Raw genomic sequence first — 25,903 nt, 5'->3', positions numbered from 1 at the left:
ATTGTTGAAAGGGGGAAAAAAGTTGTCGGACAATAACCTAGCAATAAACAATAACCTACCAACAGAGAATAATCCGAAAATTAGTTTTTATAGTAAGTTAAAGAAAGATTTTCAACTTAATAAGATAAAGTATTTAATGGTATTGCCTGTAATAATTTACTTTCTTATCTTTGCTTATAAACCAATGTATGGGTTACTGATGGTTTTCCAAGATTTTAGTCCTCGTTTAGGTATATCGGGGAGTACATGGGTTGGATTTGAGAATTTTCAGCGCTTTTTTGCTGATCCGAGTGCTTGGCGTATCGTTAAAAACACATTTAACATTAGCTTTTGGAGTTTAGTATTTGGCTTTCCAGCACCAATTATTTTAGCGCTACTGATTAACGAAATTAGAAATAAGTTTTTTAAACGTATCGTCCAAACTGTTTCCTACATGCCTTACTTTATATCCATCGTAGTTTTATGCAGTTTAATTAAGTTTTTTACACAATCCGATGGACTAATTCCCGAATTCTTTAGCTATTTTGGGATTGAAAAGACTAATTTATTAGCAGAACCTAGTGCTTTTGTTCCGATTTATGTAATTTCGGATATATGGCAAACAATCGGCTGGGATTCTATCATCTATCTAGCAGCCTTAGCTGGTATTGATCAAGAACAATATGAAGCTGCAAGAATAGATGGTGCCAGCAAATTACAACAGATTTTCCACATTACTCTCCCAGGATTGAAAACAACGATTATTATCTTGTTAATATTGCGAATGGGAACGTTGCTTAACATGGGGTTTGAAAAGATATTGCTTCTTTACTCTCCATCCACTTATTCAGTGGCAGATGTAATATCAACTTATGTTTACCGTATGGGTATATTAAATGCAGATTATAGTTATGCAGCAGCAATTGGACTACTCAATACATTAGTTAACGTTACATTGTTGTTAATAACGAACCGCTTAGCAAAGAAATTCGCAGGTTCTGGCCTATTCTAATAGAAAGGTGGTTGAAGATATGCTTAGAAAACGAAAAGTTAGATTACTGAGAGAAAGTAAAGGCGACCGAGTTTTCTCTTATATTAATACTATTATCATGATATTAGTAATCATCGCTTGTTTTTACCCTATATGGTATGTAATCGTCGCTTCATTCTCCAGTTCAGCGGCGATTAATGCGAATATTGGAAAATTAATTTTCCCAAAAGATTTTACTCTAGGGGCCTATTCTAAAGCGTTAAGCCACCCGTTAATTATCTCTGGTTTTCGAAATATCTTTTTGATGTTGTTAATCTCCTTGCCTATTAATATGTTAATGACCATTCTGTGTGGGTATTTTATGGCTTCCAAGAATGTATTGTGGAAAAATGCGATCGTTTCCTTTTTTATGTTTACGATGTTCTTCCATGGTGGCTTAATTCCGAGCTTCTTGAACCAAAAAGAATTGGGCTTATATAACAATATTTGGGCATTAATTATCCCAGGTGCACTGAGTTTGTTTAATGCCATAATTTGCAAATCTGCCATTGAAGGAATTCCTGATAGCTTGGTAGAATCAGCGAAAATAGATGGTGCTGGGGATTTTACCATTCTAGGAAAGATTCTAGTTCCAGTAATTAAACCGACTTTGGCAGTTTTGTTGCTGTATTATGGTGTTGGGTTATGGAATAACTGGTTTAATGCGTCCATTTATATTACAGATAATGATTTATTACCAATCCAAAACATTTTAAGGGCTGTTTTATTAGCAAATAATGCATCGCTAAATCAAGGGGCTGCAAGTGCAGATGTTGTTAACCAATATGCTGAGACGATTAAGTATGCAGCTATTTGTATCTCAACTATTCCAATTCTATGTATCTATCCATTCCTGCAAAAATACTTCGTAAAGGGTGTTATGATTGGGTCCGTAAAAGGTTAGGAGGTACTTAATGCTGAAGCATTTTATAGATTCAAATAGTAAAATTTATAAGTTTTCATCCTATCTAATGGATTTGTTTACATTAAATCTGCTGTTTTTAATTACCTGTTTACCAATAGTTACAGTTGGTGCCAGCACATTAGCTCTCTCAAGAGTTACTATGAAAATGGCAGAAGGGAAATTGTCTTTTCCAACAAAAACTTATTTGCAGGAGTGGAAAGATAACTTTCTTCGTGGAACTACAATTGAGCTGATTTTAATTATTTATGGAGTTTTGTTAGTTGTTGCGATAAGGCTGTTACCAATTCTTCCGATTATATCCTTTGTTATTGTAGGTGTTGGTATTCTCTTAGCGTTAATTACCTTTGTAGTATTTTGCATCTTTATTTTTCCGTACAGTGCACGTTATGAGAATTCATTGCTAGGTAGCTTTCGTGTCGTATTACAGGTTTCTTCATTAAATCCTAAAATAACAGCCGGTTTGCTAATCCTTATAATTGCTATAGCAGCAATAATGTCATTAGATCCTTTTTGGTTAATCTTTGTTTCTTTCTTCTTTTTTATGATTGGTTTTTCAACAGTTAGCCTTGGTATTTCTCATATTTCTTTAAAGCTTTTTACTCCTTATGAGTAGAAAAAAATCTGAAACTATATAAGATAATTCCAGTATGTTCATTGATTAATGCTAATCAGATTAATTTGTTATACCTGGATTGGTTAACCTACAAAAGCATTGGATGAAAACAGCAAGATAAGATGAGAGGGCAGTTCCTTTATTACTGTTTTTAATGATGTGATTAACATATCAAGTATAAGTTTATACGAAAACAAAAAGGCATCGGTTCTTGTGAGCTTACAGATGTCTTTTTGTTTTTTTTGATTACATAACTTGTTAGTATATATGTTTTGTTAAAACTATCGAGGGAAAATGAAGGGTTCCTTGCAACTTTTAAATGTTCTATTGTTATAAACATGACATGCAAATTAAGAAGTAATGGGATTCACTAAAGATAAGAAGTAGTGTAATATATTTAGGATAGTTTTTTAACAAGGAGGCAGACATCTTTTGATTACAGAAGGAAATCTTGCAAAAAAGGAACATAATGATGAAAATACTTCCTATTTAATGAAAATGAAAGGGGGAGGAGAAAAGAGCCCTCTGAAAGTAAATATAAATGATATTATAACAGGATTTATGGGTGGAGCTATAACCATTTTTATTCTCGGTTTATTAACACGTTTTACCTATACTCCTTTGCTAATAGCTTCATTTGGTGCAAGTTGTGTATTAGCATTCGGACTCTGGAATTCACCATTATCACAGCCTAGAAATATTATAGGGGGCCATTTCATTTCCACTTTAATAGGATTAATTATTTATCATTTATTTGGTAATGAACCATGGTCATTGGCTTTGGGAGTTGGGTTAGCTATCGGTTTAATGATGTTAACGAAAACAACCCATCCTCCCGCAGGAGCAGATCCAATAATAATAATACTCGGCTCTTATTCATGGGAATATCTATTTACACCAGTATTAACAGGATCTATTGTAATTGTACTGTTAGCATTAGTTATTAATAATTTAAGAAGCAACAGGAAATATCCAGTTTTTTGGATATGAATTATTGGTTAAAAAATAAAGAATACGTTAATGTAAGGGCGACCGTCGAATCCACTGGTATAAATGGGGTTAGACGGTTTTTCTTTGTGAATTAATCAATCTAAAGAGGATTAATGCTTATATGGAGAGTTAACGCTAACTTATTGCATGAAAGTCTGTGTTTAAGAGAAAAATGTTTGTTTATGGAGGGAGATGGGTTTAATTACTTTATTTGGTAATAATGTTATGATAAGTATAAAAAGGCAATGGAAAGAGTGAGATTAATGAATCATGTCACTACCAGAAGACCATTATACTTTTGGCTATCCATCACCTTATTACTTTGTGGAATAGTTTCATGGATGCCATATTTAGCTTTTAAAATTCAGGAACCTTATGGATTGCTTACTTTAATCATTAACCCTGTTGGAATGATCCTAGGAATCCTCTCAGCAAAAAAATGGGTTGCTTTAAGTAATTTAATTATGATATTTAGTATTTTTCCCGTAGCAATATTTGTATATCTGTCTAAAGGGTATATTCCTATGTGAGGGTTCTGTTTTTATTCAAAGCTTAATTAAACTATATCATCTCCAATATTCCAAATGATGGTGAAAAGGCTATTCTTAAAGCATATACAGTAGTAGGCTAGTTAAAAGCAGTTTTAGAAATTACTTATATGATTTTTACAAGCCCAAATGAATGAAGGCAACTTTTAAAATCTGTGTCCAGTAGAATCCGAAACACAGATCATAAAAGTTGCCTAAATATAAATTGTAGTTATGTTACTTATCTAGTTTTATTTAAAATATTTATTTAATGTATAAGCAATTCCGTCTTCTTCATTTGAACGCGTAACTTCATCAGCTACAGCTTTTAAATCGTCTACGGCATTAGCCATCGCAACTCCGATACCAGCATATTCGACCATAGTAGCGTCATTATGTCCATCTCCGAAAGCAATCATCTCTTCTTTTTTGTATCCTCTAGGAATTAGCACTGTATCTAATGCTTTTGCTTTATCAATTCCTTGAGCAGTAAATTCAAAGTAAAAGGGAGCTGTAAACACACAATTTAACGTATCTTTGAAAGGCTCCATCATCTCTTTGTAATGTTTCTGAAGATAATCATCAGATCCTGCAGTTAGGATTTTATTTAGTGGATAATCAGCAAATGCCGCCAAATCATCTACTTCACATAGTTTATATTTACCACCACGGGATTCGTATTTCATTATGTTAATATCATTACCATTATACTTTATTTCATTATTGAAGACATCAGTTACATACATATAGTTATCTTTATCAATCATAGGAATTACTTCAAATTTTTTCATATGCTCAAGCACGGCTTGACCTTGTTCAACAGTCATTGTTTCATTAAATAATACTTCATTGGTTTCACAATCCACGACTTTAGAACCGTTAAAAGAAACTAAAAGTCCATGATGCTTTTCCATTTCTAATTCTTTCGCAAAATCCATTAATCCAGATGTTGGTCTACCAGAAGCAAGAACTAAGATTGCTCCAGCTTTTTGTGCCTTTAGTAAAACCTCTTTTGTTTCTGCAGATATCGCTTTTTCATTATTCGTTAATGTACCATCCACATCCATAATAATTACTTTAATATCATTCACAATTGAATCCTCCCTTGAATTTACCGTATAAGTATTATTTATAATATCTTATAATTATTATCTCTTTATCAGTTCTCTTTCAATAGCAATATTATATTATTTATACTTGCGTTTTCCATCAAAATTGGGTTTAATATTATCAAAATCGTATTTTCTTTGGAGGCAATCATGAATTCAGTATTGGAAATATTTTCGGATTCATCTGAACGAGTAAACTATAATATACCTGATTTCCCTTTATATGTGCGAAAAGGAAGATTACTTTACTTTGATAAATATGTTGCACCAAGTCATTGGCATTCCGATTTAGAATTTATTTTAGTACTTGAAGGTTCTATGGAATATTTTGTGAATGGTCATACGGTTAGTATTGAAAAGGGAAATGGTATTTTTGTAAATAGTAAGCGTATGCATTATGGTTATTCTAACAATATGAATGATTGCCACTTTATTGTTGTAGTTATTCATCCTATATTGCTTGGTGAGCACACTCAAGTAGGAAAAGTCTACCTCGAGGAAAAATTCGGATTATCTACTGAAGACTATATATTATTGAATGAACAAGTTCAATGGCAACAAGAAGCACTGACGAAATTAAATGAAATATATGAAGAAATGCATGAAAACGCAAATCCACTTCGTTTAAATGCACAAGTTATGTCTCTTTGTGCAAATATAGGAGACCATATACAAAAAGTCCCTAGGAACCATGTTGATGACAATTCCTGGGGGACAGTCTGGAAAATGACAAATTTTATTCATGAACATTATGAAGAAAAAATAACACTGGATGACATTGCGTTTGCTGGGAATGTTTGTAGAAGTATCTGCTGTAACTTATTTAGTAAATATATTGAACAAACTCCCAATAATTATCTAATAGGCTATCGAATTCAAAAAAGTTGCGAAATGTTAAAAGAAACAAATAGATCTATCAGTGAAATTGCAATTGCGTGTGGTTTTCAAAGTGGAAGTTATTTTTCCTATACTTTCCGTAAGAAAATGGGCTATGGGCCACAGGATTATCGAAAGCAAATTACAATAGCCAATCCTAGTTCTACTTACTAAAGTTATAATTTAAAATGTTCTAATGTATTTTGTCACATCTAATTCAGAAGTAAGAATGAGGCTGAGTTATAAGTATGTAAATCTGCATAAAAACCGAACTATTTTATCGTTTTTGATAATTAGTTCGGTTTTTTGTGTTTTCGGTGTTAATACAATAATTAAAAATCTTAGTAGAATGGATGGGAGCGTTATGAAATGAACTAATTTTAAAGCCATATCCCAAATTCAGATGAAATTACATTATTCGTGTTTAGATAGGTTATATATTGTTTTGTCTCAAACACTATTTTTATAGATTTTATGTACAAGACCTAAGTAGAAATATAAGGGACGATTCTTATGAAATACACGATTTCGAAAGAATGATATTTGATTTTGATGGAAGTGATCTATGTAAACATATACAATTTATTTATATTTAAAATAAGAAAGACGGGGTGTGAAGTGTCAAAACAAGAAAAGAAATCAAATAGTGAATTTAATCGTACCCTTAATCGTTCCTTGTTTTCGTTAGTATTACCAATAGCATTTCAAAATTTAATTTCAGCAGCTGCCATTGCGGTAGATGTTATAATGCTTGGTGTCATTAATCAATCTGTAATGTCTGCCGTATCACTTGCGGGACAAGTAACTTTTGTATTGTCGCTATTTTATATGGGTATTTCAACTGGAGCAGGTATACTCACGGCTCAATATTGGGGAAGGAATGACGTAAATGTAATTCAACGGGTATTTAGCATTACTAGTATTTTTTCACTGAGTATATCGATAATATTTTTTGTGTTTTCGTTTTGCTTTCCCGAAGTGCTAATGCGATTACTTACAAATGATACGGAGTTAATTTACTATGGAAAGATCTTTTTGCGTACTGTGTCGTTTTCGTATATCGCAATGGGACTATCTCAGGTTTATTTTAGCGTGATAAAAAGTATGGAGAACGCACGATTCAGTGCATGGATTAGTTCCATTTGTCTTTTTCTTAATATCGGCTTAAATGCACTTTGTGTTTATGTATTCTTTCCGGGTATGCCGGAAAAGGCCATTACAGGGGTAGCTGTGGCAACTGTATGTGCTAAGTTCGTAGAGCTTGGATGTTGTATCATTCATTCAATCAGATACAGCCAAGTTAAATTTCACCTACCATTAAAAGATAAGATTAATCGTCAGTTACGTAAAGACTTTCTAAAATATACAATTCCTATACAAGCTAATTATTTTGTATGGGGCGGTGGCTTAACAGTTGCTACATCAATAATCGGACATGTAAGTGCTGATATGGTTGCGGCAAACTCTATCGCAACCGTAGTTAGAAACTTAGCAGTTGTGTTTTGTGCAGGTATCTCTAGCGGAGGTGCTGTGCTTATTGGAAAATATTTAGGAAGCAATGACACAGTGATGGCAATAAAAGCATCCAAAAGAATCAATTTATATGCATTGCTTTTAGGTATTGTAGCAGGCGGGACTATATTGGTGATAAAGCCATTGGTGTTCCTTATAGTAGACCTAAACGTTAATGCCCAATCATACTTAGATGGAATGTTATATGTATGCGCTTACTATTGTATTGGTAAGTCCATTAATTCAACAATCATTGGGGGTTTTTTTCCAGCTGGAGGAGATGCGAAATTTGGGCTTTGGTGTGATATTGTTGTAATGTGGATTATAGTATTGCCATTAGGCTATTTGAGTGCATTTGTGTGGAATTTACACCCTATATTACTGTATGCAGTACTCAATTTAGATGAAATACTCAAGCTGCCGTTGGCTGTATATCGTTATAGTCAATATAGATGGGTTAAAAATATTACAAGAGATGTGGCATCATAATGAATAATAGAATGAAAAGGAGAAATGACATATGACAATGAGAGAAAGAATCCATTCAGGAAAGTTATTTACTGATTATTGTGAAGGATTACCAGAAGATAGGATGCAAGCTAAAAAAAGAATGATGGAATTTAATGCAACAAGACCAGATGCATTAGCAGACCGAGTTCAAATAATGGCAGAAATATTCGGTAAGGAAACTAAAGCATGGATTGAACCACCATTTTATTTTTGCTATGGCACAAATATTGAAATTGGAGAAGGTACTTACATTAATTTTAATTGTAATTTTGTTGATGACACGAAAATTATCATTGGAAAAAAAGTGTTGTTTGGTCCGGCCGTAACAATTGCTACTGTTGGCCATCCAATCAATCCTAATTACAGAGAGTATATGTATGCTGAACCAGTAAAAATCGAAGATAACTGTTGGATTGGAGCAGGAAGTATCATATGTCCAGGGGTAACCATTGGTGAAAACAGTGTTATAGGGGCTGGAAGCGTAGTGACAAAAGATATTCCAGCTAACTCAGTTGCTGTTGGTAATCCTTGCAAAGTAATGCGAACAATAAATGAACATGATATGGAATACTACTATAAGGACAGAAAAATAACACAACAAGACTTAGATGAGGAAGCAAGCTTAAGGTAGTGTAAGATAAGCTAGGTAAAACGAGTGAGCAGTGAGTGGCGAAAAAAATTTTCCCACTCACATAAAAAAAATCTGCATTATATAATATTACATCGTTGTAAAAGCGAGGATCATAATGTTGAAATATCAGTATATTGCTTTGGAAATGGAAAGGTATATTACAGAAAATGCATTACAACAAGGAGACAAGTTACCTATAATTGAAACGTTAATAAGTCACTATAAGGTTAGCAAAAGTACTATTATAAAAGCACTTAAACTGTTGGAGGACAAAGGAATTGTTTTTTTGGTGAGAGGAAGTGGGATTTTTGTAAGAGGCCAAAGCAGACAAGGTTATTTTAATCTATTGCCATCCCAGAAATTTCAACAAGTTGATCATAATAGTTCTCCTGCTTTGCAAAAAGTAGTCGGCATGGAAATAGTAAGTGCATTACCAGAGGTTGCAGATGCTCTTGATATAGACAAATACTCAAAAGTATATTCCGTAAAGTTAGTTCATTATATGGAAAAGCAAGTGTTATGCACGGAACAAGTGTTTTATAATAAGGATATTATTTCTTATCTGGACAAAGAAATAGTTTCTAATTCAATTAATAATTATTTGAAAGACGTCTTAGGATTAAAAATAGGATTTCCTGATATTTATATAAATTTGGATAAACTGAACTCTGAAGAAGCAAGTTTTTTTGGATTGAAATTAGGGGATCCAATGCTGTGTAAAGAAATCATTTACCATCTTACAAGTGGGCAGCCATTCTGTTACTCAAAAGCAATATATCATTATAAACAAGCTAAATTCGTTATTAAAGGAAATAGTTTTAATTCCATATGATTTATGTTAAGTCAAAAATACATAAAATAATTGATTTTTAAAATGAATAATTTCACTTTTTTAATTCGTTTAATAAGTTGCTAATGATGAAAGTCCCACTTGATAAGGGATAAAAGATATTTGATTAGTTGAAAGGAATACTCAAAATTAATTTGTGTTTGAGGTGCAGATTATGTTGAGAAGTCAGGTTATTGTTAATCTTCCAAGAGGACTACAGGCAAGAAACACATGTTATTTTGTTGCAATTGCTTCTTTGTTTGATTGTAAAATACATATTATTTATAAGGGAGTTACTAGTGGGATTGATTTAATGGATATTATGAATTTAAATGTTTTGGAGAAAGACGAAATAATTTTAGTTGCCAATGGAAAAGATGAACAGAAAGCTATTTCCACTTTGGAGAAATTTTTTAACGAAGGAAAGTTGGATAATAACTCCTTAATCATACCATAGCTGCACTTGGAAATGATAATAAATCATTAAGAATCCCTGTTCAGAGAAATGAATGAACTCTGTATAAACTCAACCGTCAATAAGCGATGATGAGTTTAGATTGAATTTAATATTAGTTGAATAATTTTCTTATCGTACATTTTATAGCCAAAATGTACGATTTTTTTATTTTATTGGAATGTTATTATTTTCTATATTTTAGGGGAAATTATCTCAGATTCGATGATTTGGAATGATGAATAATGTAGCCTATTCATTACTACAAAATTCTGCTCTTAGGACTATAAGGCATTAGATCTAGAAAATCATAGTTATATAGGAGAAGAACGTTGAAATTACTAAAAATAATAAAAAGGAGTGGGATAATGGCCGATTTTTCAGTAGTGAGACGCAAGTTGATGAAAGTCATGATTCTTTTCGCGATGATTCTTAGTCTTTCAACATTACCTTTATATGCATTTGCCAAAGAGTTTCCGTGGATGAACAAAGGTCTTTCTGCTGAAGAAAGAGCTCGTACTTTAGTCGGAAAAATGTCATTGGAGGATAAGGTAGACTTTATTACCGGAAACGTCAACAGTGATTACGGATTTTATAATCAGGGATTAGCAAAATACGGCATACCAGCCTTACAAATGGCAGATGGACCAGTTGGAGTCCGCATAGCTAATCCTGAAATTCAAAATAGACAATCAACTGCCTTGCCTTCTGCAATAAGCCTTGCAGCAACATGGGATATAGAGACTGCAAAAGAATATGGAAACCTGATTGGGAATGAAGCTTTTAATACGACGCATAATGTTATGCTTGGTCCTGGACTTGACATTGCCCGCATTCCTTTCGGCGCAAGAAACTTTGAATCTTTCGGTGAAGATCCATATTTGCAAGGACAAATGGCAACAAGCTATGTGAATGCTCTTCAAAGTAATAGTGTTTTGGCGACAGCCAAGCATTATTTATTGAATAATCAAGAGAAAGACCGCTTTACGATTGACTCTCAAGCAAGTGCACGAGCAATAAATGAAATCTATGCAAGACCATTTGCAAGCATCATTGAAAATGCTGATTTAGGAAGTGTCATGTGTTCATATAATAAGGTCAATGGTATTCATGCTTGCAATAATGTTGATTTACTAGCAGGTCTACTTAGAGAACGCTTAAACTATCAAGGATTTGTCATGAGTGACTACGGAGCTAATAACAGCACAGTTGATTCTATTAATGCCGGACTTGATTTAGAAACACCGGGAGAGCCTTCTGGAGTATGGGGAAATAAGCTTCTACAGGCTGTATATGAAGGGAAAGTAAAAAAAGAGACAATTAATCAAAGTGCTTATCGAATTCTTTACCAAATGTTTAAAAAAGGTTTATTTGATAACCCCACGCAGAACAATCCAATTGATATAAAAGCCCATGGGGAAATAGCTCGTAAAATCGCTGCTGAGACAATGGTATTGTTGCAAAATAAGAAGGATGTTTTACCATTAAATACACAAAAGCTGAAGTCAATTGCGGTCATTGGACCTGACGCGGATAATGCTTCAGCAGCTGGCGGAGGGAGTTCTCTTGTTAATCCTACTTATACAGTAAGTCCGCTAGAGGGTATAAAGAGACGTGCAGGAGCAAATGTACAAGTTGAATATGAGGCAGGGACAGATCCAGTTAATACCGGTGATATTTTTCCTGGGCCTGATGCAGTTCCTTCTTCTTTCTTATTGCCAGCTGCAGGTTCAAAAGAGAATGGTTTAACAGCTGAATACTGGTCGAATGAGAATATGGAAGGAAATCCAGAATTTAAACATACCGCTAAACAAGTTAGCTTAAATCTTGGTTTCTATAATTATAAAGGTTTTAACGCACAATCAACTAAGTTAGACAAACTGCCAACTAGCTTAAATGGCAAGATGTCTGCAAGATATACCGGTGTAATAAATGTACCGAAAACAGATAAATACACCTTATCTACGACAAGTTATGGATCGAGTAAAGTGTATATTGATGGAAAGTTAGTGATTGATAATGCTGGTGAAGAACTGAAAACAGTACAACAGACAATTTCTTTGGAAGCAAACAGAAATCATAATTTGAAAATAGAGTATAAAACAGACTACAAAGAGGCTCCTGGATATAAGAATGGCGGACAATTACGCTTTGGATGGAAAGCTTCAGACAAAATTATTGACAAAAATATCAAGCGTGCCGTTAACTTAGCGGAAAAATCAGATGTAGCGGTTATTGTAACAAGAACGTATGATAGCGAAGGTTACATAGATCGGTCAGATATGGAACTGCCTAATAACCAATCACAATTAATTAAAGAAGTCGCAAAGGTAAATAGAAATGTCGTGGTTGTTAATGAAAGTGGGATTGCTGTAAAGATGGGTGGCTGGAAAGATAAGGTCGCTTCTATTGTACAAGCATGGTATCCAGGTCAGGAACAAGGAAATGCTATAGCTGATGTATTATTCGGAGATGTTAATCCTTCTGGAAAGCTGCCAGTCACATTTCCTGTCGATGAAGACTCAACACCTGTTTCTACGGAAGAACAATATCCTGGAATTAATAAAGTTATAAAATATACAGAAGATATATTTGTCGGTTATCGTGGCTATGAACAAGCTGGCATTAAAGCAGCTTTCTCCTTTGGACATGGTTTATCCTACACTAAATTCGATTATGAAAATTTAAAAACAAAGGTTAAAAATTCGTCAGAATCCACTGATCCAATGGTTGAAGTTACTTTCAATATAATAAATACAGGTAGGGTGACTGGCTCTGAAGTAGTACAAGTATACATTGGTAAACTTCCTGCTAACATAGAGACATCTCCCAAACAATTAGCAGGATTTAAAAAAATTGAACTAAAGCCTGGGAACGAAAAGAGAGTAAGAATGAAACTCGATTCAAAAGCCTTTTCTTATTATGATGAAAAGAAAAACAAATGGATCTTTCCTTCAGGAGAAGTAGCTATATATGTAGGCAGCTCTTCAAGTGATATTCGTCTAGCAGGAAGTGTAACTATCTAAAGCGAAATCAACTTTAAAAGATAAAAAAGTCCAAATTGAGGGAAGGTGTTATCTTTTATCATTTAACGCTTAAGTAAATTTGGCAGCAAAACCGTCTAATCCTTGTTATATAGGGAGTTAGACGGTTATTTTTTTTAAGCTTTTATCGCTTCCGTACAAAGTTTTTTTTGATTAATTTATTGCTGTATGTCACTGCCGCTACAGAAAAAAATCCAGTTCATAAGAGACATTATGTATCTCTATGAATGATCCGCAATATTAAAAGAGAGAATGCTAATTTGAATCAGAAATTAAGATTTTTCTCCTTTCCGATGTTATTTTTCATGTATTGCTTTGGTGTAAAACCTGTAAACTTTTTGAACACCTTAGTGAAATAGCTTTGATCGGTAAAATTAAGCAGGGTATATATTTCTGATAAAGAGTAATTAGAAAATATCATTAATTTTATGGCTTCATCAATTTTAGATTGCTGAATATATTCCGTAACTGAAATCCCAACCTCTTTTTTAAATAAGTTAGAAAGATATTTTGGATTCATGGAGACATAGTCAGCAAGGACAGCGAGAGAAATATTTTCGTATATATATTTAAATATGTAATGCTTGCAATCACTTATTGTTTTGGAGCTTTGCTGTCTTTTACCTTTATATACTCTTTCAGCAAAGTCCAAATAGGCACTTTCAGTAAGTGTCTCAACCTCTTTAATCGTATGAAGTTCCTCAATATCCTGAATATACTTATCTCCTAAAGTATAAGCAATTTCAGGATTTAAACCACCAGCAATTGCCGCTCGAGTAGCCAGCGTAATCCCTGCTATTTTTAAGTTCTTATGACTTCTCATTTCACACTGCTTTGACAATACTCCAAATTCAAAATCGGATCTTTGATGAAAGGCTTTATAATAGATGATTAGATCTTCTTTATTTCCATCCGTAATATATTGATATAATTTCTTTTCGGCAGCAGGGTCGTGATGAAAGGAGGAGTTTTGACGTAAATCTGAAATGCTTTTGTCTGATACTTGGTGTTGATGGAAATTATCTATTGAATAGAGATTTTTTTCCGTAATGTCGTTCATGTCAAATTTTTCTTTAAATAAAACATAAGAAAGAAGAATACTTGATTTAATTAACCTCCATCTACTTATTACAGGCAAGGAATAAAAATAGTCTTTTACTTTTGGGGTTAGTTCACCTAAATCATTTGCATAAAATATGTTGGTTAACATTGCTTCTGAAGGATTTGCGAATACCGTTGGGCCTAAGAAAATTGTCCCGATGTACGTATGGTTTTCAACAATAGGAATTAGAACGAACTGTTCCTGAAATATAGTTGAACACATGATTGGAAGTGTTTTCTCTTTTTCTGATAGATTGATGCTTTTTAAATGCTCCTCATAGGAAGAAAACATTGGATTATGAGGTAGGTTAGATGAATGATTGAGTATTAATTTACCTTGTTTGTCTAGGACTGAGATTGGGATACTCGTTGTCTCATTAATTAAATTGCAGCCAAATTCCAAACCAATTTCCCTGAATGTATGATCCATTATAAAATCCCCCTTAACTATTTATAGTGAAATTTGTTAAAGCACAGTTTTACGGTTAAAAACAGGTTGCTCAAACTAGGGAGGATATGAAAGAGAAATTCGGAGAGAACGCAAGGTATCCTTTAAGAACGGACATGGAAAAGTAAGCCACTTGAAAGGAAAAGGTAAAAAAATATATTTTTAAAAATGATTAAGTACCATTTTAGTGGAAAATCTACCATAAAAATGTTCTGAATAAATATATAATTCTAACTAATCCTCCTTGTAATGCTGATTATTTTAAAATGAAAACGCATCCATTACAAGGGTATTATGTTCTAAACATTAAGGGGAGTGAGTGACAAGTGAGAAAGTATTGGTTTATTAGTTTTTTCATGATGATGTCTTTAATACTAGGTGCCTGTAGTAATAGTGCATCAAATTCCGAAGATCTGACCATTCCAGAAAACCCAGAGGATGTAAAAGGGGAAGTTACTGTATGGGCATGGGCGCTAGAAGCCAATTACTTAGAAAAAGATGTAACACCTGCGTTTAATAAGATTTATCCAAATGTAAAAGTAACAGTCGAAAATCTAGGGGTAGACCAAGTGTATCAAAAACTAAGTGCTGGATTATCAAGTGGTGGTAGTGGTTTACCTGATTTAGTCCAGGTTGAAAATAATCGTGTTCATTCATTTACTAATAAATTTCCTGATGCTTTCACAAATCTTAGTAAGCTAGGTTACAGCGAACATGAAGATAAGTTTTCGACCTCTAAGGTGGAAGGTTTGAAGGATCAAGACGGTAACATTATCGCTGCACCAAGAGACTTGGGTCCAGTAGGCGTAATTTATCGCATAGATATTTTCGAGGAGGTAGGGATAGATCCTGAAAGTATTGAAACATGGGATGACTATATCGAAGCTGGTAAGAAAGTAGTTGCCCATACAGGCAAGGCATTTTTAGGGACTGATAGTGAGGCGCTTTTGCGGATTATGCTGCAACAACAAGGTAAATATTATTTTACGGAAGATGGAAAATTAGATCTTACTTCACCTGAAGCAGAGAAGGCCGCTGCTATCATCCAAAAGATGAAGGATGCAGGGATTATTACGTATACAACTAACTGGGATGGTCAAGTAGCTGCGATGAAAAACAGTGAGGTTGCGTCACATCCAGGGGCTGTATGGTGGAGTGGAACTATGCTAGAACAGATGCCCGAATTAGCAGGTAAGTGGGATATGTTTAGACTTCCAGCTGTTGAAGAAGGTGGAGTTAGGGCTGCAAATGATGGAGGATCTGCTTTAGCGATCCCAAGTTCGTCTGAGAATAAAGTAGCTGCTTACGTGTTTGCAGAATTTGCCACAACTGATGTGGATTCGCAAATTCTAGGATTAACAAATAGGGGGTTATTCCCATCCTTATTAGAAGCATATGATAGTCCGATCCTAACGGAAAACCAAGAGTATTTTAACAATAAACCATTCTTTAAGAATTTTTCAGATACAGTAGCAGACATTCAACCGATTAACCATGCTCCAGCTGAACTAGAGGTTAGATCAATCATGACAAGTGAATTTCAAGCGTTTTTACTAGAAGATAAAGCGGCGAAGCAAATGTTAATTGATGGGGAAAAACAATCGAAGCAGCAAATAGGAATAGAAGTCTCAGAATAAAAAAGCTAATAGACTAGGCGGACTAGTCCTCCTAGTCTAATTCTAACTATATGGAGGAGTGATGATATTGCAAACAGGTCGTTCTTTAAAAGAGGAGTCGGAAGCCGTTATACAGCCTAAAAAGAAGAAAAAGCTGCTTACCGCTAAAAGTACACCCTATTTCTTTATTGGGCCAGCTCTTCTGCTGTTTTTAGCTTTTACCGTTTATCCAATTATCGCTTCCTTCTTACTGAGCTTTAAGACAAAGGTTATGGGGGAGTTTACATTTTCTGGTTTGGCAAATTACACTAGACTGTTTAGTGACCCGCTATTTTATAAAGCTTTGGGAAATACATTCATTATTTTAATCGTCCAAGTTCCAATTATGTTGCTTATAGCAGTTATATTAGCTGTTTTCCTTAATTCAACATTACTAAAAATGAAAGGCTTTTACAGAGTAGCCTTTTTCACTCCAGCTGTTACTTCGTTAGTTGCAGCGTCTGTCATATTTGTTCTTATGTTAAATACAGATTATGGATTAATCAATTATTTATTAGCCTCTATTGGGGTGGAGAAGGTTGGTTGGTTAACAGATCCATTTTGGGCAAGGGTTTCCTTAATCGTCGTAACCACCTGGAGATGGACGGGGTATAATATGGTCATTCTTCTCGCAGGGCTGCAAAGTATCCCCCACAGTCTTTATGAAGCGGCTAGTATTGATGGAGCAGGCTCCATTCGTAAATTTTTTACGATAACGATTCCACAATTAAAGCCAGTATTATTATTTACTTTCATCCTCTCCACAATTGGATCATTCCAATTGTTTGATGAACCTTATAATTTAACAAGCGGTGGACCAAACAATGCAACACTTACTTTAACCTACTACTTATACAACCAGGCCTTTGGTTACTTTGACTTTGGGTATGCTTCTGCGATTGCTTATGTCATTGTAATATTTATTGCATTCTTTTCTTGGATTCAATTTAAAGTAGTGAGGGATGACTAATGGGAAATCATAAATTGCTGAAAAAAACGTCTTTACACATTTTTCTACTAATAGGGGTTGTCATATCTCTAGCTCCTTTTTATTGGATGGTGGTAGGAGCTACTAACCCATCTGGGGATGTGTTATCCTTTCCACCTAAACTGGTGCCAGGAGATTATTTATTTGAGAACTATAAAAACTTAAGTGAATCAATTGATATTGTTCAAGCAGTTCTTAATTCATCTGTCATTTCCATTATTTATGTACTTATGAGTTTATTAGTCTGTTCGACAGCAGGATATGCTTTTGCTAAATATAAATTTAAAGGAAATAATCTGATTTTTGCATCCTTCCTGCTTGCGATGATGATTCCATATCAAGCAACAATCATTCCATTATTCCAAGTATTTGGTTCATTAGATTGGATTAACACCTACCGGGCTGTTCTATTACCACAAATTTGCTATCCTTTTGCCATTTTTTTGATAAGGCAAAATATGAAGGGTATTCCAGATTCATTGTTAGAAGCAGCTAGGATAGATGGGGCAGGGGAATTGTATATTTTTTTTAGAATAGTGTTACCAACTATGAAGCCTACTTTGGCTGCAGTCAGTATTTTCTTGTTTACACACCAATGGAATAATTTTATGTGGCCATTAATTGTCATGACAACACAAGAAAACTATACACTGCCTGTTGCGTTATCTACCCTTGCAGGACTTAATTCTATCGATTATGGACAATTGATGTTAGGTACAACTATTTCTGTACTTCCAATTATGATAGTTTTCCTCATTCTTCAAAAGCACTTTGTATCGGGGATTCTTGGAGGGTCTATTAAGGAATAGAAGGAGTTATGATTTTATGTAAGATAAAATTAAATCTATGGAGGAATAAATATGGAAAAAAGATTAGTAGAAAATAAATTAAAGCTTGGTGTATGCTACTATCCGGAGCATTGGTCAGAGGACCTATGGGAGGACGATTTTAAGCGCATGAAAGACCTAGGTATCACTTATGTTCGTATGGGGGAATTTGCTTGGACAATATTTGAACCGGAAGAAGGGACTTTTTCCTTTGATTTATTTGATCGAGCAGTAGCTAAGGCTCATGAATTTGGATTAAGTGTCATTATGGGAACACCAACAGCAACCCCTCCAGCTTGGCTAACTGAGAAGTATCCTGACGTACTAAATGTTGCTCAAGACGGTATTTCCTATCAACATGGTGCACGACGCCACTATAATTACAACTCGGAAAATTATCGAAAGCTATCATCGATTATCGTCACTCAAATGGCCCAACATTACAGTAGCAATCCAGCTATCGCGGGCTGGCAAATCGACAACGAGTTAAATTGTGAGATAGATGTTTTCTATTCAGAAGCAGATCACACAGCATTTCGAAAATGGGCAAAAGAGAAATATAAAACGCTGAATAACTTAAATGAGGCCTGGGGTACGGTGTTTTGGAACCAAACATATACGAGTTGGAGTCAAGTTTACTTAACTCGTAAAACTGTGCCAAATTCACCTAACCCTCATCATATGTTGGATGAAAAACGGTTTATTTCGGACAGCGCCATATCCTATGCTACATTACAAGCAGACATTTTACGTAAACATGCACCGAATCATTGGATTACAACGAACGGAATGTTCAAGCATATAGATAATCACAAAATGACAAATGAAATACTTGATTTCTATGCCTATGATTCTTATCCTAACTTTGGAAGGGTGATTGAAGACCATTCAGAAAAGCCGTTACGAGACAGAAAATGGAGCTGGAATTTAAGTGTTGTAAGGAGTATCTCGCCAAACTATGCTATTTTTGAACAACAATCTGGTTCTGGTGGGTGGACGACGAGACTTGAACAGCCCTCTCCAAAGCCAGGTCAACTTAGACTTTGGACTTATCAATCTATCGCTCACGGTGCAGATATGGTGATGTATTTTAGATGGAGAACGGCAACGAAAGGAACGGAAATTTATTGGCATGGAATCAATGACTATCATAATCAACCAAACCGACGTGTAAAAGAGGTTGAGCAAGTCAGCAGCGAGATTCAGCAAATTGGGGAGAAGATAGTAGGTTCCTCTTATCAAGCAGAAGCTGCTTTAATTTTGAATTATGATAATGAATGGGATGGAGAGTTTGATCAATGGCATGGGCCATATGCTTCCAAAAGTAAGGATGCATGGATTAAAGCTTTTCAATATAATCATATCCCAGTAGATGCCCTTAACCTGCATTCAGAAACTACAGTTGATGATTTAAAGAGATATAAAGTATTAATTTATCCACATGCCGCAATTGTCACCAAGCAACAAGCTAATCTATTTAGTGAATATGTTCAGCAAGGTGGAAATATTATTTTCGGATGCCGTTCAGGCTATAAAGATGAAACGGGTCAAACATATATGAAGGAATTCCCAGGATATCTTGCTGACTTGGTGGGCATAACAGTAGAAGAGTTTACGAGAGTTGCTCCTTTTGAACAGGTACCGAGCATTAACTTTAAAGGAGCACATGATATTGAGGCGAATGATTTCAATGAAGTCCTGCAACTACAAGAAGATGTAGAGGTAATCAGTACATTCGCGGGCGCACATTTTGAAGGAAAACCAGCTTTAGTCAAACGTAATGATGGATTAGGTAGTAGTTATTATTATGGTGGAGTATTTAATTTAGACTTGGCTTCCCTATTAATCAATGAATTTGAACTTAATAGCTATCAAGACAAATTTAAGCTGCCTGAAGAAATTGAGCTAGCTATTCGACAAAAGGATGGGAATGACTATACATTCTTATTAAACTATTCTGATAAACCACAAGAAATTGTTGTCAAAAAAGAGTTTAGAAATATGTTAACAGGTAATCAAGTATGTGGTGGGGTTACTTTAGAGCCTTATGGTGTATTGGTGCTGGAATCGAAGAATACCAAATAAGCTAATCATTGCTGGGAATATTAAATATAAATAATAAGTTATTTGGTAGGGGAGCTTCATTAACGTTAGCAAGTGATTCGAAGTGACTCCTATGTCAATTGGCTGCTTACTGGGGCATGAGTTCGATTTTTAATTGGACTCATGCCTTTTTAATTCCCTTAAATTCATATGTGATTAAATTGGGATAGAAAATTACTAGGTTTTCCATGATAGATTCCTTCTCATTACACAAAATTGTCATAGAAGTTAGTCGATTAACATCAATTTTATATAGTACTATCGGGCTTTTTTTATAATTAACAGAATGTTCAAAAATAAACCCGTATAGATGTGTTATATTTTCACTGAAACTCTAAATTAATTTAGATAAGGAGTGTCATTCAATGAAAGTATTTAATGTAAAGCGCATAGGGGGTGTAATGTTAACTTCCATCTTGTTAGCAGGGAGTATTTTACCGCATGTTTCTATTGCAAAAGAAAGTGCACTCCCCTTTATTGGAGAGTTACCGGAGAAGCTATAGATACAGCTTCTAATAATAGGGTGATGGATGATTTTATTAACGAAGATAATTCTGAGGAAGTATTGAAACAAATGGTAATGAAACTATTTGTTTCATAACTGATGAGGAGTTTATTAAGGCAGCTGAGCGTTCAGAAATTGAAATTTCTGCTGAACTTAAAAAAATGGCCAGAGGTGCAGGTGTTACAAAAGTTGTTTGGACTGGAGCGAAGAAAAACGGAAATGTACAATTAAATCTTTCTAAAGTGGCTTTAACTACAATTAAAGGAATTGGCGTTGCAGGTTCAATGTGCTGGTATATAATAAATATGGCTTTTCAAAATTATGCTTTGGCCGGAAGGAGTATGGCTATTGTGGGTACTATTTCAGCTGGCAATACTAAAAATGGACGAATATACACTGTTAAGAGCTGGAAATATAAAGGCTTCGTGAATCAATAATGGTCAGTTTATGGTCAAAAAGACAATCGTTAGCAGAACGATATAGAAATAACACCAGTAAATATACTAAAGCTAATAAAATTATGGAGTTTCTTTTAATAATAATTATAGCGGTTATAGTAGTATCGCTTTTTGCGGATAATAATTCTTTTGTCAACAGCTTTGTGATGGATATACTAATATATCCTGTATATTGGATATTATATACGATAATTGCCATATTGGATATTCGTGGAAGATTGGATAATGATAGAAGAATAAATAAAGGCAACTGACCTTAGATAAGGAGTAAGTAAGAATCTTATTCTTTTGGGAAGTTACTTAATAGATGTAATAAAAGGTTAAATATTACATTTTTTTAGATGAACTTGTGAATAATTGCACATAAAAAGGATTTTCCTACTTTAGCGAGTGTTGATCGATGAAGGATTAATGCTCTTTTTTTGCTTTGGCATCAACCTTGAGCAAAGTTAAATAAGAAAATGAGCTATAAGGCCATAAAAATCCGCCAAAGACAGCATTATTAGATTCGGATAATTATGTCCTTCTATTAAATTTACATTATTGCTTTCATTCTTGAATCTTAAGCTCCAATCTTCCATTTTGATAGTCGAAAAAACCAATTGCATGGGTGTCCATAAGTTGTCTTTGTTTCCTAAAGTTTCACTTTAATACTTATTTTAGTAATATTTTCTTCTTCCTGTTTTGAAACCAAAGAATGAAGTAGATACTCTTCATATGCATCCCCATCTATAGTTAATTTCCGGAACGCTATTTCTTTTAACAAGTAAGAATAAGCGATTTTTATATTATCATATGATCCTTGATAATAATAGATAGCATACAAGCCAGCAGGTTTCTGAGTAGTTCCTGGTCCTTCCATCCGACAAAATAAACAATCAGCTTGTAGATAGTTTTCACTTAATAGATTTTTCTTATTAAGAACGGAACCAAATGCTGCTGCTCCATTGACGCCTACTTCTTTTAAAAACTCATCATAAATATGTGATAAATCTTCCACAGAGGCTTCCCAATCAATATTTTTCGATGTACTGAAAAGAACAGATTCTGCTGGAAGCTCTTTTAGTATCAACTCCCCAATAATTACATTCTTCAACTCATTTGTTACTTCAATTAAACGAGAAAGAAATAATTGATTCTCCTTTAGTTTATTAATTTCGTTTTCAATATTTTCAACTTGTCTCGAAGCAAGTTCCTTTAATTTAGGAACGGAAGGGGAATCGAAATAAGATTTTAAATCATTTATTGGAAAGTTAACGGAACGAAGTGATTGGATCGCGCTAAAGGTATCTAATTGCGGCAATGTGTAATAACGATAGCCATTTGAGTGTATACCTGCTGGATTAAATAAGTTGATTTTATTGTAATACAGCAATGTATCTTTTTTAACACCAAATAAATTGGCAAATTCTCCCGTTGAAAATGTTTTGATGTGATTATTTTTCATCTTTATGAATCCTCTCTTTACTATGGAGTTACTCCACACTTTATAATAACACTCAGTCAAGTGAATTTCATTTTTAAATAAAAAGGATTGGTGTTAAATAAATGAAGGAACTTCTTAAGAATAGAGTATTTCTAATAGTACAGGGGGCAGACCTATTACAACAAATTGGAATTTGGACCCGTAATATGGCTTTGCTTTTTTATATTATGGAAAGAACGAATAATAATCCTACAGCTGTCTCTTTGTTAACAACATTAGAATATTTACCAATATTTATCTTTTCTTTAATTGGCGGAACATATGCTGATAGGTGGAACCCCAAAAAGACTGTAGTCTATGGAGATGCTTTAAGTGCTCTTTCCATGCTGTTAATATTGATACTAATATCTAATGGAGTTTGGCAATCTGTTTTTGCAGCGACAGTAATATCTGCAATTATTAGTCAGTTTTCACAACCATCTTCGGCAGTCATTTACAAAAAACATATTCCAGTGAATTTGGTGGGTAGTGCTATAGGGATCAGCCAAAGTTTAATGGCGATATTTACTATTTTAGGTCCGGTGCTGGGAACATTTATATATACACAATTAGGGTTAGAAACATCCATTTGGGTATTGTTTGCCATTTTCACCTTAGCATCTGGACTACAATTGTTTTTACCGAAAACAGAGAAAAATAAATCAAAACAGGAAACAAAATCAGCATTAATAGACGTAAAAGAGGGCCTTGTTTACGTATTTAAGCATAACAATTTAAAATATATTGCTTGCTTATTTTTAATTGTTGGCCTTTCTTTTGGAATTACCCAACCATTAGATGTGTTCGTGATAATGGAAAGGTTAGGATTACCTAAAGAAAGTGTTCAGTGGTTTGCTGCTGCAGAAGGAATCGGGATGTTGCTTGGGGGCGGACTTGCGGTAACACTATCGTCGTTTGTTGAGAAATATAGTAAATATGTCTTAACAACAACGATAGTAGTTCTTTCTCTTATTACCATTATTGAAATCTTGTCATTTTGGCCACTATTAACTGCAGCTGCGCGGATATTATCAGGACTGTCTGCTGCTTTTTTTCAAGTAATATTTAGTACCATGATGATGAAAGAAGTTGCTTCTGATTATATTGGCAGAACAAACGGGATTATTATGCCACTCATGATGGCAGGTATGCTTTTAGGCAGTGCTAGCTCAGGATTTATTGTGCTTAAAGTAGATTTATTTGGTGCTTATGTTTTATCAGCTATTTTAACACTTTCCTGTATTATTTTGACAAGTCGACTTCAATTAGAGAAGGTTGAATTAAGAACGAAACCAATTAGATACAAAAAGGGGAATGGAAAATATTCTAACTAAGCTAAAGAAGGGGATTATACCTTTTTGATATTGCCTTTCGACCTTTTGCAAGAGCAATTTAATTACACAAAAAAGGCTGCCCTTAAAAGGGTAGCCTTAGTAAATATATATTCTAAGTAACCTTCATTACTTCTGTATTTTCATCGCGACTGGTTCGGGACGATTACATGTACTTTCCATCATATAATGTCTGCCGCTATCAGAGGAATCGTGGAAGCCATGCATTGCTTCTAACACATGATACGCTAACTTGCCATTGGCCCGGTAGTGACCACCATCCATAATCGCTTGGGCCATATCTGCCACGCCAAGTCCTCTGCTGTTTTGAGCGTGACCGTATTCTAAAGGCACCTCTTTAAATTCAATTTCGTCACGTTTTCTAATCTTAACAGGTCCACCAAATGTGTTTGGATCAGGAACTAGTAATGTTCCTTCGCTGCCGTATATTTCAATAGGTGGAAGAGATGTACCGCCAAATGCATCGAAGCTTGTGGTGATATTTCCAATCACCCCTGAAGCAAAATCAATAACACCTGAGATATGGGTGGGAATCTTTACGTCGATCGTAGTACCTGCTTTTGGTTCGCTCAGTACTGTTCTTTCAGGATAGCTGATCCGGGTGAAGCCGGAAATTCGCTTAATTGGTCCTAATAAGGCAACCAAGGCTGTTAAGTAGTATGGTCCCATATCAAACATTGGTCCACCGCCGACGTCATAATAGAAGGCTGGGTCTGGATGCCAATGTTCATGACCGCGGCAAATCATAAACGCAGATGCACCGATAGGCACACCAATTTCACCTTGCTCTATTAAATGGATGGCTGTTTGAATTCCTGCACCTAAAAAGGTATCAGGCGCACTGCCAACAAGCAGATTTCTTTCTTTTGCTGTTTCTAAAATTTGTTTGCCTTCATCGCGTGTAACTGCCAGCGGTTTTTCCGTATAAACATGCTTGCCTGCTTTAAGTGCTTGAATACAGACAGAGGCATGTGCTTTTGGAATGGTTAAATTGATCACAAGGTCAATCTCCGGCTCATTCAGCAGTTCCATCACAGAACAGGCTTTGGGAATATTAAATTTTTCAGCTTGAGAATGGGCCCGCTGTATATCTAAATCGGCACAGGCGACAAGTTCGAGATGAGGGAATTTCGGACAGTTTTCCATATAAATAGAACTAATATTTCCACATCCAATGATGCCAACTTTAAGTTTTTTCATAAGGGTCCTCCTAGATTTTAGTCTAAAGGCTTTTTTATTGACTGTCTCCCATACCAGTATAGGTACGCACATTTCCGAAAGACGAAGCTTCATCTACTTTATGGGCCAGTGCCTTTCCAGCAGCGGCCCATAAAAATCCTCGGCGCATAATAAGTGAGACTTCCGGCATTGCAACAATATTGGCCTGATGACCTAACGAATTATAAAATACATTTCCGTGGCCCCAGCGTTTTGTCCAGACAACAGGCATATCTACTGCTTTGTTGGCTGAATGAGGGCCGTGAAACACTGGAAAGCGGGTAGTTGCTAACACTTCTACAGCTGGATCATAATGAAGGTAATATTGCTCACTAGCGACTTTAAAATCAGAAATATCCTTTAACAGCGGGCTAGACGAATGCTTAATGTTTACAGTGTATTCCACGCCATCATTACCAGGATGAGCGACCCAATTTCCACCCGTCATAAACTGCCAGTCAACATTATTTCGGAAAGAGTCACACATTCCACCATGGCATCCAGCTATGCCGACACCTGCAGCCACTGCTTCAGAGATATTTAAGACATACTTTCTTTCGATTTCTCCCATTGTCCAATGAGGAACAATCAAGTCTAATGACTGTAACTTTTCCTTGTCTGCATAAGAGTCTAGTGAATTGGAGACTTCTACTTGGAAATTTTCTTCTTCGAGGATTCCTTTAAAAATGTCTGCAACTTGTTCAGGCTGATGGCCATCCCACCCGCCCCAAACAATCAAAGCCTTTTTATTCAT

At 34.9% G+C, this 25,903-nt stretch carries 22 protein-coding genes; 17 read left to right on the top strand and 5 right to left on the bottom strand.

All coding sequences use genetic code 11. The annotated features are described in order from the left end of the window. Positions 1 to 22: 22 nt before the first annotated feature. The 4 genes from ACLIJJ_RS21770 (at position 23) to ACLIJJ_RS21755 (ending at position 3,537) form a co-directional block, all read left to right on the top strand. Positions 23 to 991: an ABC transporter permease gene (locus ACLIJJ_RS21770; RefSeq protein WP_233317264.1), complete on the top strand. Its 969-nt coding sequence runs from the start codon at positions 23 to 25 to the stop codon at positions 989 to 991. Between the two features lie 19 nt (positions 992 to 1,010). Beyond that, complete coding sequence (locus tag ACLIJJ_RS21765) at positions 1,011 to 1,913, top strand: carbohydrate ABC transporter permease (protein WP_237943631.1); 903 nt, start codon at positions 1,011 to 1,013, stop codon at positions 1,911 to 1,913. Positions 1,914 to 1,923: 10 nt separating this feature from the next. After that, positions 1,924 to 2,547 carry a DUF624 domain-containing protein gene (locus tag ACLIJJ_RS21760; protein ID WP_411411652.1) on the top strand — a complete coding sequence of 208 codons (624 nt, stop codon included), beginning with the start codon at positions 1,924 to 1,926 and terminating at the stop codon, positions 2,545 to 2,547. Positions 2,548 to 3,039: 492 nt separating this feature from the next. Beyond that, on the top strand, positions 3,040 to 3,537 hold the full coding sequence (locus tag ACLIJJ_RS21755) for an HPP family protein (RefSeq protein ID WP_341081596.1): 498 nt from the start codon (positions 3,040 to 3,042) through the stop codon (positions 3,535 to 3,537). A gap of 778 nt (positions 3,538 to 4,315) precedes the next feature. On the opposite strand, the gene ACLIJJ_RS21750 is transcribed toward ACLIJJ_RS21755, so the two are convergent. Then, positions 4,316 to 5,131, bottom strand: a complete 816-nt coding sequence (locus ACLIJJ_RS21750) for a Cof-type HAD-IIB family hydrolase (protein ID WP_233317294.1) — start codon at positions 5,129 to 5,131, stop codon at positions 4,316 to 4,318. Positions 5,132 to 5,323: 192 nt separating this feature from the next. Between ACLIJJ_RS21750 and ACLIJJ_RS21745 the strand changes: the two genes are divergently transcribed. The 6 genes from ACLIJJ_RS21745 to ACLIJJ_RS21720 all read left to right on the top strand — a co-directional run bounded on the left by ACLIJJ_RS21745 (position 5,324) and on the right by ACLIJJ_RS21720 (position 13,011). After that, entirely contained in the window at positions 5,324 to 6,223 is a 900-nt protein-coding gene (locus ACLIJJ_RS21745; protein ID WP_233317261.1) for an AraC family transcriptional regulator, read from the top strand. Positions 6,224 to 6,667: 444 nt separating this feature from the next. After that, on the top strand, positions 6,668 to 8,050 hold the full coding sequence (locus tag ACLIJJ_RS21740) for an MATE family efflux transporter (protein ID WP_411411651.1): 1,383 nt from the start codon (positions 6,668 to 6,670) through the stop codon (positions 8,048 to 8,050). Positions 8,051 to 8,081: 31 nt separating this feature from the next. Continuing rightward, positions 8,082 to 8,702: a sugar O-acetyltransferase gene (locus ACLIJJ_RS21735; RefSeq protein ID WP_411411650.1), complete on the top strand. Its 621-nt coding sequence runs from the start codon at positions 8,082 to 8,084 to the stop codon at positions 8,700 to 8,702. Between the two features lie 115 nt (positions 8,703 to 8,817). Beyond that, complete coding sequence (locus ACLIJJ_RS21730; RefSeq protein WP_233317259.1) at positions 8,818 to 9,534, top strand: GntR family transcriptional regulator; 717 nt, start codon at positions 8,818 to 8,820, stop codon at positions 9,532 to 9,534. 172 nt (positions 9,535 to 9,706) lie between these two features. Beyond that, positions 9,707 to 9,988, top strand: coding sequence for an HPr family phosphocarrier protein (locus ACLIJJ_RS21725; protein ID WP_233317258.1), 282 nt, complete (start codon positions 9,707 to 9,709; stop codon positions 9,986 to 9,988). Positions 9,989 to 10,353: 365 nt separating this feature from the next. After that, positions 10,354 to 13,011: a glycoside hydrolase family 3 C-terminal domain-containing protein gene (locus ACLIJJ_RS21720; protein ID WP_411411649.1), complete on the top strand. Its 2,658-nt coding sequence runs from the start codon at positions 10,354 to 10,356 to the stop codon at positions 13,009 to 13,011. 283 nt (positions 13,012 to 13,294) lie between these two features. On the opposite strand, the gene ACLIJJ_RS21715 is transcribed toward ACLIJJ_RS21720, so the two are convergent. Next, on the bottom strand, positions 13,295 to 14,560 hold the full coding sequence (locus ACLIJJ_RS21715) for a helix-turn-helix domain-containing protein (RefSeq protein ID WP_341080258.1): 1,266 nt from the start codon (positions 14,558 to 14,560) through the stop codon (positions 13,295 to 13,297). Positions 14,561 to 14,904: 344 nt separating this feature from the next. On the opposite strand from ACLIJJ_RS21715, the gene ACLIJJ_RS21710 reads away from it, so the two are divergent. From ACLIJJ_RS21710 to ACLIJJ_RS21685, 6 genes are all read left to right on the top strand, one after another. Next, complete coding sequence (locus ACLIJJ_RS21710; protein ID WP_411411648.1) at positions 14,905 to 16,215, top strand: ABC transporter substrate-binding protein; 1,311 nt, start codon at positions 14,905 to 14,907, stop codon at positions 16,213 to 16,215. A 133-nt stretch (positions 16,216 to 16,348) separates the two neighbouring features. Beyond that, entirely contained in the window at positions 16,349 to 17,203 is an 855-nt protein-coding gene (locus ACLIJJ_RS21705; RefSeq protein ID WP_341081598.1) for a carbohydrate ABC transporter permease, read from the top strand. A gap of 86 nt (positions 17,204 to 17,289) precedes the next feature. After that, positions 17,290 to 18,030, top strand: a complete 741-nt coding sequence (locus ACLIJJ_RS21700) for a carbohydrate ABC transporter permease (RefSeq protein WP_411411647.1) — start codon at positions 17,290 to 17,292, stop codon at positions 18,028 to 18,030. A 51-nt stretch (positions 18,031 to 18,081) separates the two neighbouring features. After that, complete coding sequence (locus ACLIJJ_RS21695; RefSeq protein ID WP_411411646.1) at positions 18,082 to 20,133, top strand: beta-galactosidase; 2,052 nt, start codon at positions 18,082 to 18,084, stop codon at positions 20,131 to 20,133. Between the two features lie 383 nt (positions 20,134 to 20,516). Further along, complete coding sequence (locus ACLIJJ_RS21690) at positions 20,517 to 20,654, top strand: hypothetical protein (RefSeq protein WP_237943660.1); 138 nt, start codon at positions 20,517 to 20,519, stop codon at positions 20,652 to 20,654. Positions 20,655 to 20,817: 163 nt separating this feature from the next. Beyond that, positions 20,818 to 21,093, top strand: a complete 276-nt coding sequence (locus ACLIJJ_RS21685) for a hypothetical protein (RefSeq protein WP_411411645.1) — start codon at positions 20,818 to 20,820, stop codon at positions 21,091 to 21,093. Positions 21,094 to 21,748: 655 nt separating this feature from the next. On the opposite strand, the gene ACLIJJ_RS21680 is transcribed toward ACLIJJ_RS21685, so the two are convergent. After that, positions 21,749 to 22,561, bottom strand: a complete 813-nt coding sequence (locus tag ACLIJJ_RS21680; protein ID WP_411411644.1) for a MerR family transcriptional regulator — start codon at positions 22,559 to 22,561, stop codon at positions 21,749 to 21,751. Positions 22,562 to 22,662: 101 nt separating this feature from the next. Here ACLIJJ_RS21680 and ACLIJJ_RS21675 point away from each other — a divergent pair, with 101 nt between their 5' ends. Further along, a complete protein-coding gene (locus ACLIJJ_RS21675) occupies positions 22,663 to 23,913 on the top strand; it encodes an MFS transporter (protein WP_411411643.1) in 1,251 nt (416 codons plus the stop codon). A gap of 126 nt (positions 23,914 to 24,039) precedes the next feature. On the opposite strand, the gene ACLIJJ_RS21670 is transcribed toward ACLIJJ_RS21675, so the two are convergent. Continuing rightward, positions 24,040 to 25,131, bottom strand: a complete 1,092-nt coding sequence (locus tag ACLIJJ_RS21670; protein WP_411411642.1) for a Gfo/Idh/MocA family protein — start codon at positions 25,129 to 25,131, stop codon at positions 24,040 to 24,042. Positions 25,132 to 25,165: 34 nt separating this feature from the next. Next, a complete protein-coding gene (locus ACLIJJ_RS21665) occupies positions 25,166 to 25,903 on the bottom strand; it encodes a ThuA domain-containing protein (protein WP_411411641.1) in 738 nt (245 codons plus the stop codon).

The sequence above is a fragment of the Niallia laureatilytica genome, from assembly GCF_046613985.1.
Lineage (GTDB): Bacteria > Bacillota > Bacilli > Bacillales > Cytobacillaceae > Niallia.
This window is presented reverse-complemented; position numbering and strand designations above follow the sequence as displayed.

Coding starts and splice junctions, on each gene's coding strand:
- ACLIJJ_RS21720 (WP_411411649.1), top strand. CDS start 10,354: ATGGCCGATTTTTCAGTAGTGAGACGCAAGTTGATGAAAGTCATGATT.
- ACLIJJ_RS21760 (WP_411411652.1), top strand. CDS start 1,924: ATGCTGAAGCATTTTATAGATTCAAATAGTAAAATTTATAAGTTTTCA.
- ACLIJJ_RS21690 (WP_237943660.1), top strand. CDS start 20,517: ATGAAAGTATTTAATGTAAAGCGCATAGGGGGTGTAATGTTAACTTCC.
- ACLIJJ_RS21700 (WP_411411647.1), top strand. CDS start 17,290: ATGGTGGTAGGAGCTACTAACCCATCTGGGGATGTGTTATCCTTTCCA.
- ACLIJJ_RS21725 (WP_233317258.1), top strand. CDS start 9,707: ATGTTGAGAAGTCAGGTTATTGTTAATCTTCCAAGAGGACTACAGGCA.
- ACLIJJ_RS21750 (WP_233317294.1), bottom strand. CDS start 5,131: ATGGATGTGGATGGTACATTAACGAATAATGAAAAAGCGATATCTGCA.
- ACLIJJ_RS21670 (WP_411411642.1), bottom strand. CDS start 25,131: ATGAAAAAACTTAAAGTTGGCATCATTGGATGTGGAAATATTAGTTCT.
- ACLIJJ_RS21765 (WP_237943631.1), top strand. CDS start 1,011: ATGCTTAGAAAACGAAAAGTTAGATTACTGAGAGAAAGTAAAGGCGAC.
- ACLIJJ_RS21665 (WP_411411641.1), bottom strand. CDS start 25,903: ATGAATAAAAAGGCTTTGATTGTTTGGGGCGGGTGGGATGGCCATCAG.
- ACLIJJ_RS21685 (WP_411411645.1), top strand. CDS start 20,818: ATGGCCAGAGGTGCAGGTGTTACAAAAGTTGTTTGGACTGGAGCGAAG.
- ACLIJJ_RS21730 (WP_233317259.1), top strand. CDS start 8,818: ATGTTGAAATATCAGTATATTGCTTTGGAAATGGAAAGGTATATTACA.
- ACLIJJ_RS21715 (WP_341080258.1), bottom strand. CDS start 14,560: ATGGATCATACATTCAGGGAAATTGGTTTGGAATTTGGCTGCAATTTA.
- ACLIJJ_RS21675 (WP_411411643.1), top strand. CDS start 22,663: ATGAAGGAACTTCTTAAGAATAGAGTATTTCTAATAGTACAGGGGGCA.
- ACLIJJ_RS21680 (WP_411411644.1), bottom strand. CDS start 22,561: ATGAAAAATAATCACATCAAAACATTTTCAACGGGAGAATTTGCCAAT.
- ACLIJJ_RS21735 (WP_411411650.1), top strand. CDS start 8,082: ATGACAATGAGAGAAAGAATCCATTCAGGAAAGTTATTTACTGATTAT.
- ACLIJJ_RS21755 (WP_341081596.1), top strand. CDS start 3,040: ATGAAAATGAAAGGGGGAGGAGAAAAGAGCCCTCTGAAAGTAAATATA.
- ACLIJJ_RS21745 (WP_233317261.1), top strand. CDS start 5,324: ATGAATTCAGTATTGGAAATATTTTCGGATTCATCTGAACGAGTAAAC.
- ACLIJJ_RS21695 (WP_411411646.1), top strand. CDS start 18,082: ATGGAAAAAAGATTAGTAGAAAATAAATTAAAGCTTGGTGTATGCTAC.